Source organism: Fischerella major NIES-592 (assembly GCF_001904645.1).
Lineage (GTDB): Bacteria > Cyanobacteriota > Cyanobacteriia > Cyanobacteriales > Nostocaceae > Fischerella > Fischerella thermalis.
In genome coordinates this window covers 88,563-104,353 of sequence record NZ_MRCA01000015.1, presented here as the reverse complement: position 1 = coordinate 104,353, position 15,791 = coordinate 88,563, and the positions used below count along the sequence as shown (strand labels likewise).

Sequence of the window (15,791 nt, the reverse complement as noted above, 5' to 3'; positions counted from 1 at the left end):
TTGCCTAATTCAATTTCTGGCATTGCTGAATCAAGANATGAATTTACAATTCACGGATATGTAGAGACGTAGCAATGCTACGTCTCTACACCAGATTCAGCAACGCCCCTTGAATGACTCTATGTTCGTTGCCACTATATTGCCGTTTAGTTATTTCTATTTCTACGGCATATCGTTTATCAATTACTGTGTCATCAAAAACTAAATATGCTTTCTCACTCACTTGGATGAGATCTTTAACATTATCCCAAAGCAAACGTGGTGTTAACTTTTCATTCTTAAGATAGCGGTTGATTTTATCATGACTAATCTGCTCCAAATGCTCTGCCAAATTTGTGAGAGTATAATTAATCTGATTACTTAACAAGTACTGGCAATAGTTAAGTTTAGTAAATTTCATAAAATACAGGATTTATTTTATGCATCCTCAACTAATGTTCTCATGATTTGAAGAATATTTAACACAGCTGATTACTGTTACTAATTTCCGCAATGCCTTCTGAGTACGCCACCCTATATAGTACATAAATACTATTAATTAGCGATCGCCCTGTGCCAATTGCATCATTTTGATAATACAGATGTACTAAAAATTAGCGATCGCTTGTGCCAGTTGCGTAAGTCCTGGCTTTCACCACCCTACCGTTGCGGGAAGTAGAGCCACTGCCTCGTCTATGGGGGTTTCCCCCATGTAGCGTCCAAAGAGAAGTTTTGTAGTTGCGGTTTCCAGCCGTATCTTTTCAGTTGGGAAATTATATAAGTGCGGGTACGCGATCGCTCTGTATTGGTGTAGTGTTTAAAATTCAAGAAATTTGACCGATGATTCCTCAATGGTACAAGCCACTAGATTTATATGTGGAGCCAATCCAAAATCTAAAATAGTTTGACCCCGGACTTTTTCAAAAAAAGCTTGACAATTTCAAACGTATTAGGGATAATTAAAAAGTTGCAAATCAAGGGACTGTAGTTCAATTGGTTAGAGCACCGCCCTGTCACGGCGGAAGTTGCGGGTTCGAGCCCCGTCAGTCCCGTTTAAAGTAAGATGCTAGACGGAATTAGCGTAACAAAAGTAAACAATTGTCATGCACTGTTAGAATTAGATGACAATTGAAAATATCGCTCCCAGCTACTAATAAATTGGGAGCCTTATAGCAAAAATCCTCTAAACAGAGAACTGGATAAGAAATTCAGTCCACTTGAGTGGACTTTTGCTATTAGCCCGGAACTTTAGTTCTGGGCGGGAGATCTTTTGAGGATGAGGTTTTTCATGACAAAGCTCGTGAAAACATTTCATCGGCACTGCCTCCTGCCAACTGAGCCTCCTGGAATAACCTACAATGATCATGCTTTGCCATAATCAATAATTTGCGAATTTGCTGTGACTGTTAGAGTACGTATTGCCCCCAGTCCAACTGGAAACTTACATATTGGTACAGCGAGAACGGCTGTATTTAACTGGTTGTTTGCCCGTCACCATGACGGAAAATTTATATTACGGATTGAAGACACAGATCAAGAGCGATCGCGTCCCGAATATACAGAAAATATTCTCCAGGGTCTGCGCTGGCTAGGATTAAACTGGGATGAAGGGCCTTTCTTCCAAACCCAACGTCTAGAGATTTATAAACAAGCGGTACAAAGTCTCCTAGATCAAGGACTAGCCTATCGCTGCTACACCACTGCTGAAGAACTAGAAGCACTACGAGAAGCCCAAAAAGCTAGAGGTGAGGCTCCTCGTTATGACAATCGTCATCGTCATTTGACACCAGAACAAGAAGCCGCGTATAAAGCCGAAGGGCGTAGCTTTGTAATTCGTTTCAAAATTGATGATGACCGAGAAATTGTTTGGAATGACTTAGTAAGAGACAAGATGGTATGGCGGGGTAGTGATTTGGGTGGTGACATGGTCATTGCTCGCGCCGCAGCCGATGGTATTGGTCAACCTTTGTATAACTTTGCTGTGGTGGTAGATGACATAGATATGCAAATTACCCATGTCATTAGGGGAGAAGACCACATCGCCAACACTGCCAAGCAAATTTTACTTTATGAAGCCTTTGGCGCCAAAGTACCAGAGTTTGCCCATACACCCTTAATTTTAAATCAGGAAGGACGTAAGCTTTCTAAACGAGATGGCGTCACCTCTATTTCTGACTTTAAACAAATGGGCTTCACTGCTGAAGCTTTGGTCAACTACATGACATTGTTGGGTTGGTCGCCTCCTGACTCAACCAAAGAAATTTTTAGTTTGCCAGAAGCAGCCCAACAGTTTAGCTTTGAACGTGTGAATAAAGCCGGTGCAAAGTTTGACTGGGCAAAGTTAGATTGGCTCAACAGTCAGTATATCCACGCAATGCCAGTAGATAAACTGACAGATTTGCTGATTCCTTATTGGGAAGAAGCTGGGTATAAATTGACTGGAGGACGGGAAGAACGTTCTTGGTTAGAAAAACTAGTAGTTTTAATTCAACCTAGTTTGACTCGGCTTGTGGATGCTGTAGCTATGAGCAAACTGTTTTTCACCGATGCAGTGGAATATAGTGAGGAAGCTACCGTGCAACTGAAACAAGAAGGTGTTGCTAGTGCGATAGAGGCGGTGATTGCTGCACTACAGAATCAACAGGAATTCAACGAAGCCAGCGCCCAAGACATTATCAAGCAAGTAGTCAAACAGCAGAACGTCAAAAAAGGTTTGATCATGCGTAGTCTGCGAGCAGCTTTGACCGGAGACATGCATGGCCCTGATTTGATTCAATCGTGGTTGCTACTGCATGAGATTGGGTTAGATCAACCGCGCTTAGTTCAAGCAACAGCAAAATAAAAAATTATGAATTCCAAATGCTCAATAGGATGGATTCTTGACTAACCGAATAAAGTCCTGAGGGGGGGGTGAATAATATTTCCTGATTAGGGAACATATGTAGTAGGGGCGCGACTGTGCGTCCCTACCACTATTTAGTGAAAATACTTTTTATGACAAAACAGAACACAAAGATATTATTTGTCGTCTATATTTTGGATGTTTGAGCAATTTCCCTCATTTTAGGAACTTGGTATGTAAAATAAGTGTCACTAATAACACTGAGAAAATTTTAGACAATCATATAATTAAAATGCCAAGGAAAGTAATAAATCTGGGAATAAAATTGTCGTTGACGATCGCCAGCATCGCGATCGCATCAATAATTAAGACGGTAGCAGTTGCAGACGAAACACCACCACCTATCTTTGGTGATGTCAGCATCAATCCCAAGTTTCTTCCAGATCCTTTTGAGGTTCGTGGAATGAGTGGGGGTTCATTGCCGGGAAATCAAGTTGTTCGTAAGAGCGAAACTTCTACAGGCGCCTGTACAGGATTCGTTGATCAAAAACCAGACCATCGTCTGCAGTTAGGAAAGAAATTCGACTACCTAAAACTACAAGTAGACAGCCCTGAGGACACAACATTGATTATTACTGGGCCTGGTGGCACTTGGTGCAATGACGATTTTGATGGTAAAAATCCTGGGATTGTTGGCGAGTGGCTACCTGGAACTTATCAAATTTGGGTTGGTTCCTACAAAAAAGAAGAGTATTTTCCCTATACTCTCAAAGTCACAGAAGCAAAATGAAAATTGTTAGTAGTTGGTGATTGGTGGTTATTATCCCATTCCCACTTTCTTTTTTAGTGCTTTGTATTAGAATTAAGTTAAATTTAGTTAAGATTCTTTTTGGCGGCATGGTTATGCCATTTAGCTCTCTTAGCTCCATGGCTAACTGCGTCAAAATATTCAGATAAAACAAAATGGATTTATAAATATCCGTTTTCCAGCGATATCGTGATCGAATGACATCGCTGATTGGTTCTATATCGGCATCTAGAGGCAAAACAAGATGAAATTCTCCTGGAGAGTCCTAGTTCTCTGGACATTGCCAGCTCTGGTAATTGGCTTTTTCTTCTGGCAGGGTGCATTTGCTGGTGCTCCTGCGGATATGGGTAGAAATACAGCCAGTACACGTATGACCTATGGTCGCTTTCTGGAATATTTAGATGCTAATCGCGTCACAAATGTAGATTTCTATGAAGGCGGCAGAACAGCAATTGTGGAAGCTGTAGATCCGGATCTCGACAATCGTGTCCAACGAGTGCGGGTGGATCTGCCAATCAATGCTCCTGAGCTAATTACCAAGCTCAAAGACAAGGGAGTGAGTTTTGATGCCCACCCGATGCGAAACGACGGTGCTATCTGGGGACTTATAGGAAATCTAATTTTTCCAATATTATTGATCACTGGATTGTTCTTTTTGTTCCGTCGCTCCAGCAACTTACCTGGCGGTCCCGGTCAAGCCATGAGCTTTGGTAAATCTAGAGCTCGTTTTCAAATGGAGGCTAAGACTGGAGTTAAATTTGATGATGTCGCTGGTATTGAAGAAGCCAAAGAAGAACTGCAAGAAGTTGTTACCTTCCTCAAACAACCAGAAAAATTTACTGCTGTTGGCGCACGTATTCCCAAAGGAGTACTGTTAGTAGGCCCTCCAGGTACTGGTAAAACTCTATTGGCAAAAGCGATCGCCGGGGAAGCGGGGGTTCCATTCTTCAGTATCTCTGGTTCAGAATTTGTAGAAATGTTCGTAGGTGTGGGTGCATCCCGCGTCCGTGACTTGTTTAAAAAAGCCAAAGACAATGCTCCCTGTATCATCTTCATCGATGAAATCGATGCCGTTGGTAGACAACGGGGTGCTGGTATTGGCGGTGGTAACGACGAACGAGAGCAAACCCTCAACCAACTACTGACAGAGATGGACGGTTTTGAAGGTAACACCGGCATCATTATTATTGCTGCCACCAACCGTCCTGACGTATTAGACGCAGCATTGTTGCGTCCCGGACGTTTTGACAGACAAGTAACTGTCGATGCACCGGATATTAAAGGGCGTTTGGAGATTTTAAAAGTTCACGCCCGCAATAAGAAATTAGACCCGAGTGTGTCTTTAGATGCGATCGCTCGTCGGACTCCTGGGTTCACTGGAGCTGATTTAGCCAATTTACTCAATGAAGCTGCCATTCTCACCGCTAGACGCCGTAAAGAAGGCATCACCCTGACAGAAATTGATGATGCTGTGGATCGCGTAGTTGCTGGGATGGAAGGTACACCCCTGGTAGATAGCAAGAGCAAGCGTTTGATTGCCTACCATGAAATTGGCCATGCTCTAGTGGGAACTGTCCTCAAAGACCATGATCCAGTCCAAAAAGTTACTTTGGTTCCACGGGGACAAGCACAGGGTTTGACTTGGTTTACTCCCTCTGAAGAGATGGGTTTGATTACTCGTTCTCAACTCAAAGCCAGAATTACAGGTGCTTTAGGTGGTCGTGCTGCTGAAGACGTGATTTTTGGTAGAGATGAAATAACTACTGGTGCTGGAAACGACCTACAGCAAGTCACTAACATGGCCCGGCAAATGGTAACTCGCTTCGGGATGTCTGACTTAGGCCCTCTTTCGTTAGAAAGCCAGACGGGTGAAGTATTCTTGGGTCGGGACTGGATGACTCGTTCTGAGTATTCAGAAGCGATCGCAGCCCGGATTGATGCACAAGTCCGCAGGATTGTGGAAGAGTGTTATGAGAATGCCAGACGGATTATGCGTGAAAATCGCACTCTCATGGATCGTTTGGTGGACTTGCTGATTGAGAAAGAAACTATTGACGGTGAAGAGTTCCGTCAAATTGTGGCAGAGTACACTGTTGTGCCTGAAAAGCCCCAGTTTACACCAATTCTTTAGGTTGGTTGAGTTTTTAATTTAATAATTTTTAGTTTCCCCGCGTCTTTATTTGTGGACGTGGGGATATTTATTGGAAATTTGCTGTCGGCAGCGACAAGAATTATGTTTTTTATGTATCGAACACCGATGGACACAGATGGACACAGATGGACACTGATAGATTGTTCATGTGTATTTACGGTGTCTTTGGGTGTTTGCTGGTGGTAGAAGCATAAAGTAGTTATCAGAACCAGTGCTAAGAAGCGGAATGTCTGCTTTTTTGGTGTCATGCCATTTCTCTTCTCACTCACAGAATATCTAGTTAACTAACCGCGAAGAGGTGAAGGACACAAGGATTTAAATTAGTGGTTGGTGGTTGGTGGTTGGTGGTTAGTGGTTAGTGGTTGGTGGTTGTAGAGACGTGCCATGGCACGTCTCTATATTGGTTAGTAGTTAATAGTCTTTACTCCACCCTTACGGGAAGCCGCTACGCGTCTACACACTCCCCACTGCCCCTAATCCCCAGAGGGGACCGGTGAGTTCCCCACCTCCTTGATCCCCTACTTCACCGATTTCCCATTTCTATTAATTTCTTGAGTTAAGTGCAATAATGCTTGTTCTATTTCTGGTGAAAGTTTGATAGGTAAGTCGCCAGTACGCATATTTAAGTCTCTTTGGGGGAAGGGAACTTCAATTTTGTGTTTTCGCAAGCAGGCTTCGATGAGAAAATAGATGTCGCTTTTGATCGGTGTTTGTTGGTGGGGTTTGTCAATCCATACTAGGAGTTCAAAGTCTATGGCGCTTTCACCAAATCCTTTGAAGAATACTTGGGGTTGGGGTAGTTTTAAAACTTCAGGATGAGCAACGGCTGCTTCAATGAGTGCCGTTTTTACCAAGTTTACGTCGGAACCGTAAGCAACACCTACTGGTAGATGAATGCGAGAAACAGGGTTGCGATGACTCCAGTTAATGACTTCTGTCTCTAAGAAGCGGGAGTTGGGGACGATAATGGAAATGCGATCTAGGGTGCGAATTACTACACTACGCGCCCCAATATATTCTACTGTTCCCATGTATTCGCCTACTTCGATGAAGTCACCGACTTGGATGGGACGTTCAAATAATAATACAATTCCACTACCGAAGTTTTTAGCAATGTCTTGGAAACCAAATCCAATTCCCACACCCAAGGCACTGGCTACAATGGTGAGAGAACTGAGGTCTAGTCCCCAAATTTGTAGCAAAACAATTGTACCGAAACTAATAAAGGCATATTTGCAAATAATTGCGATCGCTTCTTGCGCTCCCCTACTGATGCGTGTCCGATGTAAAATGCGGGAGCGTAATAAATTTGTTGTTGCGCCTGCAAAGATAATTAGCCCCAAAAGCAAGACAATTAAGATAAAAATGTCTGTGAGTGAATAGGCTTTTTGTCCCAGAGAAAAAATGGGAGAGGTGAGACTGCTGATTATTCTGATGGTAATGTTATAGCTCCACTCACGGGTGAGGGGAAATAGATTCGTAATGTAAAGGGAGACTCCCACCCAAAGTAGTACCCGTGCCGAAATTAATATTGCTTTGAGTAGAAAACGTGATGTATTTTGGACTTGGTTGTCAGTTGAGGAGTTAGCCGAAACAAGCATTTGCGAAAGTCGCTGCTGGGTGAGTTGCCATAAAATTCCCAACAACCGATTTACGCCGACAGCCATTAATACAATCACAACACTCAGTATTGATGTGTTGCGAATAAACTCTGCGCCTCTCTCGTTTTGGGCTTTTTGGATCGCATCTTCAATTTCCTGAACCCAAATCCTAGCTTGTTCTTCAGGACTACTAGCAGAAACTGCATCGTTCTGGGTGACAGTCAACAAATATCGACCGTTAACTATAATAATTGGAGAATCATTACGTTGTTCGATCCTGATATCGGGTGATTCTTGGGATTTAACAACTGCTTGCAATTGGGAACTAATGAAGTTAGCCCGTTCTTGAGCTTTCGATTGTTCGTTACTGCTGACTCGAAATACCAACCGACCATCTACAGCAACTGGTGCATATTTTACAGATGATTGTGCCTGTGCAGATGTTAACAGGAAACTGATCGACAATACCAATACAATCAGAGTTGTCTGAATAAGTTGGGAGTACCGAGTCTGAGGGAACTTACGATTTTTTCTCATTTTTACCGAGAGTTGCTGATGAGTGCGATCGCGTTTGATGGAACATAAGTTCCATCATTCAAAAAGCCTGACAGTTCACTTCCTCAAAAGTTTCTCATTTTTTGCTCCTAATTTGGAAATTAATTCCAGCTGGAGTTAAATTCATATGCTGACAAAAATTTTATTGAGTATTGCTGTATTACTAGCGATCGCATTCTTAATATTGGTAGTTATAAGAATTAAAAATGACAACGAAGTCAGTAAAATCTGGCAAGAACTTGCAGATTTACCCACAGAAAATGTTTTTACAGAAGACATGGTTGCTGGTTTACCCAACCCCGTGCAGCGCTACTTTTTACATGCGATCACCCCAGGAACTCCTTTGGCGTCTTCGGTAACTCTGGAAATGAGTGGTAGTTTTAGGCTGGGAGAAGATAAACCTTCGGTTCCCATGCAAGCCAAACAGAGAATTTCACTGCTAAAGGGTTTTGTTTGGCAAGCTACAGTTGGACGTGGTTTATCTCAATTTGTGGGTGCTGATTACTACATTAAGGGAACGGGTAGAGTGCGGTTTTCTCTTTGGGGACTAGTTCCTTTAGTAAATGCTCACACGCACAATATTGCTCGTTCCAGCCTTGGCAGGCTTGCAGGCGAGTTTGTTTGGTTACCTTCTGCCTTACTACCTCAACAAGGTGTTATTTGGCAAGCTATTGATGAGAGGACTGTGCAAGCAAGTTTTGTGATTGATGATGAACCTGTGACACTAACGCTGATTGTAGACGCCGATGGCAAACTTTTAAAGCTTTTTTTACTACGTTGGGGAGATAATACAGAGGATGGTAGTTGGGACCATATCCCATTTGGCGTAGAATTTCAAGCAGAACAACAGTTTGGTGGCTTTACAATTCCATCCCAGATGAACGCGGGTTGGTGGTTTGGTACAGAACGTTATCTGGAATTCTTTCGCGCCACGATTGCAAAGGCTGAGTTTCAGTGAAACTCACAAGGACAGATCAAATTGCGATCGCTTAATCCATTGATTTGAATGCCAGTTTTCAGCTATAAACATTTATGCTGGAATGCTCGTAAGATGATGAGAGAATCTGGTAACTGCAAGCTGACGATTACTATCGATGGGTTAAAAAATCAGCGCGGTCAAATCTGCCTGAATCTATTCTCTAATAGTGAGGGCTTTCCCACCAGTGGCGATCGCGCTTTGCAATCCGCATCTATGAAGATTACAGACACTGCACCTACTATCACGTTTCAGAATTTGCCAGCAGGCAAGTATGCGGTTGCTGTGATTCATGACGCCAATTGTGACGGTAAACTCAATTGTAATTTTTTAGGCATTCCTACCGAAGGTTTTGGGTTCTCCCGTAACCCCAAAATTCGCATCGGTTCACCGGAATTTTCAGAGGCGGCGATTGTTGTGGAAGGTGTCAATACTCACATTCGGATTCAGATGCGCTATCTGTTGGGCAATTGAGGGGTAATGTAGTACAGCTTTGCGTAAAATCGTAGAGTTTGGAAACGCACCAGGGATGCAGCAGAGTCTTGTCTAAGAGAATTCACTCCGAATAAATGAAATTCTGTACTTAGAAGGTTACTCTTTTGAGAAAGTACTAGTTTTCCAATTACGATTAATACGCTCTATTCTCTCTCTGTGCAAATACTTTTTCTAATCCCAGCAGACTCGCAATATGGACAATGCACAGTAGACCACCTCAATTCATCCCCTTATTATGCAACGCCAGAAAATTTATTGTGTTGTAGAAAGTGCGATCGCTCAATAATAAGTACCTACACATCAATATTTAGTTATTTTGGAAAACGACTGAAATCGCCGTATTTCAGAAATATTACAAGAGTGCCTGTTGCAATAGTGTCTCTGCCAACTAGATAATTTATTTTGCACGACTACTTATATTGAGCTTTTTTACAAAAATCTTAAAAAACTCCTGTGAAAAATGAGTTTTACAGAAATAATTTACTATTTTAAAAAATAATAAATTTATAGTGCATTTAATTTGTAAATATTAAGCAGTCAAGATATTTAATAATTTTGGGTTTTACGATTCTGAAGCTGGAAGATTAATTTGCTTCACCCATATTCATGAAAGCTCTACCAAATATTCAGGAAAGGGCAAGATTAGCAGCCCTGCATCACTACCAAATACTTGATACTGTCAGCGAAACTGCTTTTGATCATCTTGTGCAGTTAGCAGTCCTGATCTGTGGTACGCCGATCGCCTGTATCAATTTCATTGATGAAAATCGGCAGTGGATCAAAGCAAAAGTTGGTTGGGATGTCACTGAACTACCATACCATGTTGGGATGTGTCCTATCTGCATTCAGCAAAGAGATGTTTTCATCGTTTCTGATAGCTTGGCAGATCAAGTATGGGCAGAAAACCCAATTACAGCAACGCCTTACGATGTGAGATTTTACGCCGGTGTACCTTTGGTAACACCTGAAGGATATGCGATCGCTACTCTGTGCGTGATGGATCATCAACCCCGACAACTCAACGCCGAACAGGTAAAAGCTTTGCAAATTTTGGCTCAGCAAGCGATGCTCTTAATACAAAGGCAATCCACCAACACAACATTAAGGGATTGCCAACATGTAGAAGCAGCACTACGGGAAAACGAACAACGCCTCAAGCTGGCATTACAAGCTGGTAAACTAGGTTCTTGGCAGGTAGATTTAAAAACCGGGGAACTGTTTGCATCCAATCAGTGCAAAGCCAACTTTGGTTTACCCCCCAAAATAGATTTTTCCTATAAAATGCTGTTTGACTGCATCCACCCAGATGATCGCAATTATGTAAGGGATTCTGTCAAGCAAGCTCTAGAACAACAAATTGATTATGAAGCAGAGTATCGGTGTATTTGGCCAGATCGCAGCGTTCATTGGATATTAGCACGGGGGCGTGGCATCTATGAAACTGATGGTACACCGATGCGGATGATTGGTGTCACTTTGGACATCACCGAACGCAAGCAAGCAGAAGAAGCCTTGCGCCAAAGTGAACAACGATTACAGTTGGTGATCGATGCGACTAATGATGCTATCTGGGATTGGGATATTATCCAGAACACCTGCTTTTGGTCAAAGCGATTTTATGAGTTCTTGGGTTTACCAAACACAGGCAAAAGACACTTCTATGAATCTCTTTATCAATTAGTACACCCTGAAGATCGAGAGCAATTTGCTGAGTTACTTTGCCAACATCTAGAACTCAATCAGCCTTATCAAATGGAATTGCGATTACGGCGTGTGGATGGTAGTTACAACTGGTTTTTAATCAGAGGTAAAGTCATTCGAGATCACAATGGTCGTTCGCTGCGGATGGTAGGAGTACTCAGTGATATCTCGGAACGCAAACGCACAGAAGAAGAATTAAAACAGCAAAATCAGCGATCGCAACTTTTAGCTGAAATTGCCCTGAAAATTCGCCAGTCTCTACAAACAGAAGAAATTCTGCAAACTACTGTTACAGAAATCCAAAAACTACTGCACACTGACCGAGTCATTATCTTTCAACTGTGGAGTGATGGTTCCGGAACAGTGGTGCAAGAAGCACTCATCAATGGTTGTAGCTCAATTTTAGGGAGAAAACTCTTTGATTCCTGTTTTCTAGAACATTACCAAGAAGCTTATCGCCAAGGTAGGGTTAATGTTATTCCCGATGTCAAAACAGAAAATATCCATCCTTGCCACCGTGAATTCCTAGAAAATATTGGTGTTAAAGGTCACATAATTGTACCAATTATTGTCAGAGAAACACTTTGGGGTTTACTAATTGCTCAGCAATGTATCCGTCCTAGAAATTGGAGTAGTTGGGAAATCGAACTATTACAACAGCTGGCAACTCAGATTGGCATTGCCTTAGCCAAAGCGCAATTATTGGAACAAGAAAGACACCGACGTGAAGAATTGGCTCGTTCCAATGCAGAATTAGAACAGTTTGCCTACGTTGCTTCCCATGATTTACAAGAACCATTGCGGATGGTAACGAGTTATTTGCAACTTTTAGAGAGAAAGTATAAAAGCAAACTTGATAGCAAAGCTGATGAATTTATCACCTATGCTGTAGACGGGGCGAGGCGGATGCAAACCTTAATTAATGATTTGTTGAGCTTCTCCCGTGTCAGCACCCGTGGACAGCCTTTTGGTGTGGTTGATTGTCATACTGTTTTGCGCCAGGCGCTTGCCAACCTCAAAGTCGCCATTACCGAAACCCATGCAGTCATCACCCACGACGAACCTCTACCCCAACTCATCGCAGACAGTACCCAAATGGTACAAGTATTCCAGAACCTGATTAGTAATGCCATCAAATTCCGCAGCGAACAGCCCCCGCAGATTCATATTGGCGTGGCGAAGATAGTAGAGAGAGTAGGGGGAGTAAATTCTCCTCACACCCCTCACACTCCACCCTTACGGGAAGCCGCTACGCGTCTACACACCCCTCACACTTCCCAACCTGAATGGCTCTTCTGGGTGCGTGATAATGGAATTGGTATCGAAGAGCAGTATTGCGATCGCATTTTTATTATTTTTCAACGTTTGCACACCCGTGGCAATTATCCTGGTACTGGTATTGGCTTGGCAATTTGTAAAAAAATTGTGGAACGCCACGGTGGACGTATCTGGGTTGAATCACAGTTAGGTCAAGGCAGCACCTTCTATTTCACAATTCCAGATAGGATAGGTAGGGCATCGTGAATGTAAATACTTTAATAGATGTTATGCCTATTGAGATTTTGTTAATAGAAGACAATCCCGGTGATGTAGAGTTGACCAAAATTGCCTTAGAAGATAGCAAAATCTCTGTAAACTTAAATATAGTTGAAGATGGCGTAGAAGCGATCGCGTTTCTACGTAGAGAAGGCAAATATGCTAATGTTCCTCACCCAGATATTGTTTTGCTAGATTTAAATCTACCGAAAAAAGATGGCAGGGAAGTATTAGCAGAAATTAAAGCAGATGAAAAACTGAAGCGAATTCCCGTAGTCGTGCTAACAACTTCTCAAGCAGAAGAAGATGTTCTCAAGGTCTATAATCTCTCCGCTAACTGCTATATTACAAAGCCAGTTGACTTTGACCAATTTGTCAAAATTGTACAATCTATAGAGAACTTCTGGTTTACTATTGTCAAGCTGCCGCCGGAGTAGGGAGAGGTGGGGAGGTGGATGTGTAGACGCGGTAGCGGTGAGGGGGTCGCAGTCTTGGACGCCAGGTGCTTTATGCCGGGAGACCCTTTCGACAGTCGCTCATGGGGGAAACCCCCAAGACCGCGCTGTCTCACCACCGCACTGGCTCCGCTTTCCGTCACGATTGCGAACCCCCGTAGACGGGCTTCGCCCGGCTTCTCGAAGAGTACCCGGAGGGCTTCCCGTAAGGGTGGAGTGTGAGAGGTGTGTAGACGCGTAGCGGCTTCCCGTAAGGGTGGAGTTAAGTATTAAACAACTAATAACCAACCACTAACCACCAACCACTAACCACTAACAATCAACAAACAACCAATGATAAATGACTAAGAATGCCAGAACAACCAATCAAAGTATTGTTGGTAGAAGACAATCCCGGTGATGTCCGTCTGTTGCAAGAATTTTTGTGGGATGTCACTACTGCACAGTTTGAATTGATGCCTGTTGAGCGATTAGACAGGACACTGAAGTTGCTCAATCAAGAAAGCTTTGATGTCATTTTACTCGATCTTTCTTTGCCAGATAGTCAAGGTTTGGAAACTTTTATTACTTTACACCGCCAAGCACCAGCTATTCCGATCATTGTGCTGACTGGTTTAGATGATGAGAATTTGGCTCTTAGAGCTATGCAGGAGGGAGCGCAGGATTATCTGGTTAAAGGACAGGTAAGTGGTGATTTATTAGTGCGTTGTATGCGCTACGCCATTGAAAGACAAAGAATTGAAGAAGCATTGCGTCAAAGTGAGGAAAGATTTCGAGTCGCACTCAAAAACTCCCCCATTGTTGTTTTCAACCAAGATAAAGAATTACGTTATACCTGGGTTTACAATACTTCACCGGGTTTTATTAACGAAGAAATTTTAGGCAAACGAGATTTAGACCTAACTGCTGCGGCTGATGCCCAACTAGTTTTTGACATTAAACAACGTGTCCTGTCAACGGGAATAGGAATCAGAAAAGAAGTATCAATAACTACTGCACAGGGAATACGATATTTTGATTTGACAGTAGAACCATTGCGAAATGAAGCACAAGAAGTTATTGGGGTAACTTGTGCCAGTATCGACATCAGCGATCGCAAACTTGCGGAAGAAAAAATCCGCGAACAAGCTGCACTGTTGGATGTAACTACAGATGCAATTTTTGTCCGAGATTTAGATAATCGCGTTATTTTGTGGAACAAAGGCGCGGAAAATCTTTACGGCTGGCTGGTACAGGAAGCTTACGGCAAAAAAGTTGTGGAACTTTTATATGATGATGAACCCCCAGAGGAAGTGGAAATAGCACTTTTGACAGTGATTAATCAAGGTAAATGGCAGGGGGAACTACCTAGAGTTACCAAAAGTGGTAAGAAAGTTTTAGTTTCCAGTCGCTGGAGTTTAGTTTGTCAAGAAGACGGTACACCAAAATCTATTCTCACTGTTGATACAGACATTACTGAGAAAAAACAGCTAGAAACACAATTATTTCGTGCCCAACGTCTAGAAAGTATCGGTACTTTGGCCAGTGGTATTGCCCACGATCTCAACAATATTCTCACACCGATTCTGGCTGTATCTCAACTGTTACCACTGAAATTCCCTAATATTTATTCCGAACATGAACATCTGCTAGAAATACTCGAAGACAGTGCTAGACGTGGTGCTGATTTAGTCAAGCAAGTTTTGTCTTTTGCCCGGGGTGTGGAAGGTAAGCGCATGACTCTGCAAGTCAAGCACTTAATCCGGGAAGTTGTCAAGATTATCAAACAAACTTTCCCCAGATCCATTGAAGTGTGTATAGATGTAGCGCCAGATTTATGGACAGTTTATGGAGACAGCACACAACTACATCAAGTGTTGATGAATCTTTGTGTCAACGCCCGTGATGCTATGCCTGATGGTGGGAGTTTGACGATTTCAGCAGAAAATCTCTTGATTGATGAAAACTATGCTCGCATGAACTTGGACGCCAAAGTCGGCCCTTACACTGTGGTTACTGTGGCAGATACTGGTGTTGGTATTCCCAGAGAAATCGTCGAGAGAATTTTTGAACCATTTTTCACGACCAAAGAATTAGGCAAAGGTACGGGTTTGGGACTTTCCACAGTTATTGGTATTGTCAAAAGCCATGGTGGTTTTGTCAATGTCTATAGTGAAGTAGGGCGTGGTACTCAATTTAAGGTTTATTTGCCAGCAGCACAGGGAATACAAATAGAGTCAACACCACAGTTAGAACCGCTAGCAGGTAAAGGAGAATTGATTTTGGTAGTAGATGATGAACCTGCGATTCAAGAGATTACAAGAGCATCACTAGAAACTCATAACTACAAAACCTTAGTGGCTAGTGATGGTATTGAAGCGATCGCATTATATGCCCAGAATCGGGACAAAATTAGTGCTGTTCTCATGGATATCATGCTACCGTCTCTAGACGGTTTAACAGCTATTCGTACCTTACAAAAAATCAATCCGTCAGTCAAAATTGTTGCTACTAGCGGACTAGCCTCTAGCAGTAAGTTAGCGGAAGCATCAACTACCAATATCAGCGGATTTCTATCAAAACCTTACACTGTCAAAGAATTATTACTGACTTTACAAAAGGTTCTGAATGGTTAATTGCAAGGGGTCGGGGATTAGGGACACGGAAGACACGGGAAATATCACACCCCTCACACCCTTCACACCCCTCACA

General features: G+C 42.6%; 9 protein-coding genes, 1 tRNA gene and 2 pseudogenes. 9 read left to right on the top strand and 3 right to left on the bottom strand.

Features of this window, described 5'->3' with window-relative positions:
- Window positions 1-106: 106 nt before the first annotated feature.
- A pseudogene (locus NIES592_RS20510) lies at window positions 107-400 on the bottom strand (IS701 family transposase); the annotation flags it as partial.
- Window positions 401-702: 302 nt separating this feature from the next.
- Window positions 703-807: pseudogene (locus tag NIES592_RS26030) on the bottom strand (peptidase M28); the annotation flags it as partial.
- Window positions 808-957: 150 nt separating this feature from the next.
- On the opposite strand from NIES592_RS26030, the gene NIES592_RS20505 reads away from it, so the two are divergent.
- From NIES592_RS20505 to ftsH2, 4 genes are all read left to right on the top strand, one after another.
- A tRNA-Asp gene (locus NIES592_RS20505) sits at window positions 958-1,031 on the top strand.
- Window positions 1,032-1,378: 347 nt separating this feature from the next.
- Window positions 1,379-2,821, top strand: coding sequence for a glutamate--tRNA ligase (gltX, locus tag NIES592_RS20500; protein ID WP_073556742.1), 1,443 nt, complete (start codon window positions 1,379-1,381; stop codon window positions 2,819-2,821).
- Window positions 2,822-3,113: 292 nt separating this feature from the next.
- Window positions 3,114-3,611: a hypothetical protein gene (locus NIES592_RS20495; protein ID WP_073556741.1), complete on the top strand. Its 498-nt coding sequence runs from the start codon at window positions 3,114-3,116 to the stop codon at window positions 3,609-3,611.
- Between the two features lie 262 nt (window positions 3,612-3,873).
- Window positions 3,874-5,760: an ATP-dependent zinc metalloprotease FtsH2 gene (ftsH2, locus tag NIES592_RS20485; protein WP_009459923.1), complete on the top strand. Its 1,887-nt coding sequence runs from the start codon at window positions 3,874-3,876 to the stop codon at window positions 5,758-5,760.
- A gap of 539 nt (window positions 5,761-6,299) precedes the next feature.
- On the opposite strand, the gene NIES592_RS20475 is transcribed toward ftsH2, so the two are convergent.
- Entirely contained in the window at window positions 6,300-7,919 is a 1,620-nt protein-coding gene (locus tag NIES592_RS20475; protein ID WP_073556738.1) for a mechanosensitive ion channel family protein, read from the bottom strand.
- Window positions 7,920-8,064: 145 nt separating this feature from the next.
- On the opposite strand from NIES592_RS20475, the gene NIES592_RS20470 reads away from it, so the two are divergent.
- The 5 genes from NIES592_RS20470 to NIES592_RS20450 all read left to right on the top strand — a co-directional run bounded on the left by NIES592_RS20470 (window position 8,065) and on the right by NIES592_RS20450 (window position 15,715).
- Window positions 8,065-8,895: a DUF6920 family protein gene (locus tag NIES592_RS20470; protein WP_073556737.1), complete on the top strand. Its 831-nt coding sequence runs from the start codon at window positions 8,065-8,067 to the stop codon at window positions 8,893-8,895.
- A gap of 93 nt (window positions 8,896-8,988) precedes the next feature.
- Window positions 8,989-9,387 carry a DUF2141 domain-containing protein gene (locus tag NIES592_RS20465; RefSeq protein WP_256678187.1) on the top strand — a complete coding sequence of 133 codons (399 nt, stop codon included), beginning with the start codon at window positions 8,989-8,991 and terminating at the stop codon, window positions 9,385-9,387.
- 627 nt (window positions 9,388-10,014) lie between these two features.
- Window positions 10,015-12,633: a PAS domain-containing protein gene (locus tag NIES592_RS20460; RefSeq protein ID WP_073556736.1), complete on the top strand. Its 2,619-nt coding sequence runs from the start codon at window positions 10,015-10,017 to the stop codon at window positions 12,631-12,633.
- A gap of 23 nt (window positions 12,634-12,656) precedes the next feature.
- Window positions 12,657-13,082 carry a response regulator gene (locus tag NIES592_RS20455; RefSeq protein WP_039990977.1) on the top strand — a complete coding sequence of 142 codons (426 nt, stop codon included), beginning with the start codon at window positions 12,657-12,659 and terminating at the stop codon, window positions 13,080-13,082.
- 368 nt (window positions 13,083-13,450) lie between these two features.
- Window positions 13,451-15,715: a hybrid sensor histidine kinase/response regulator gene (locus NIES592_RS20450; RefSeq protein WP_073556735.1), complete on the top strand. Its 2,265-nt coding sequence runs from the start codon at window positions 13,451-13,453 to the stop codon at window positions 15,713-15,715.
- Window positions 15,716-15,791: the final 76 nt, after the last annotated feature.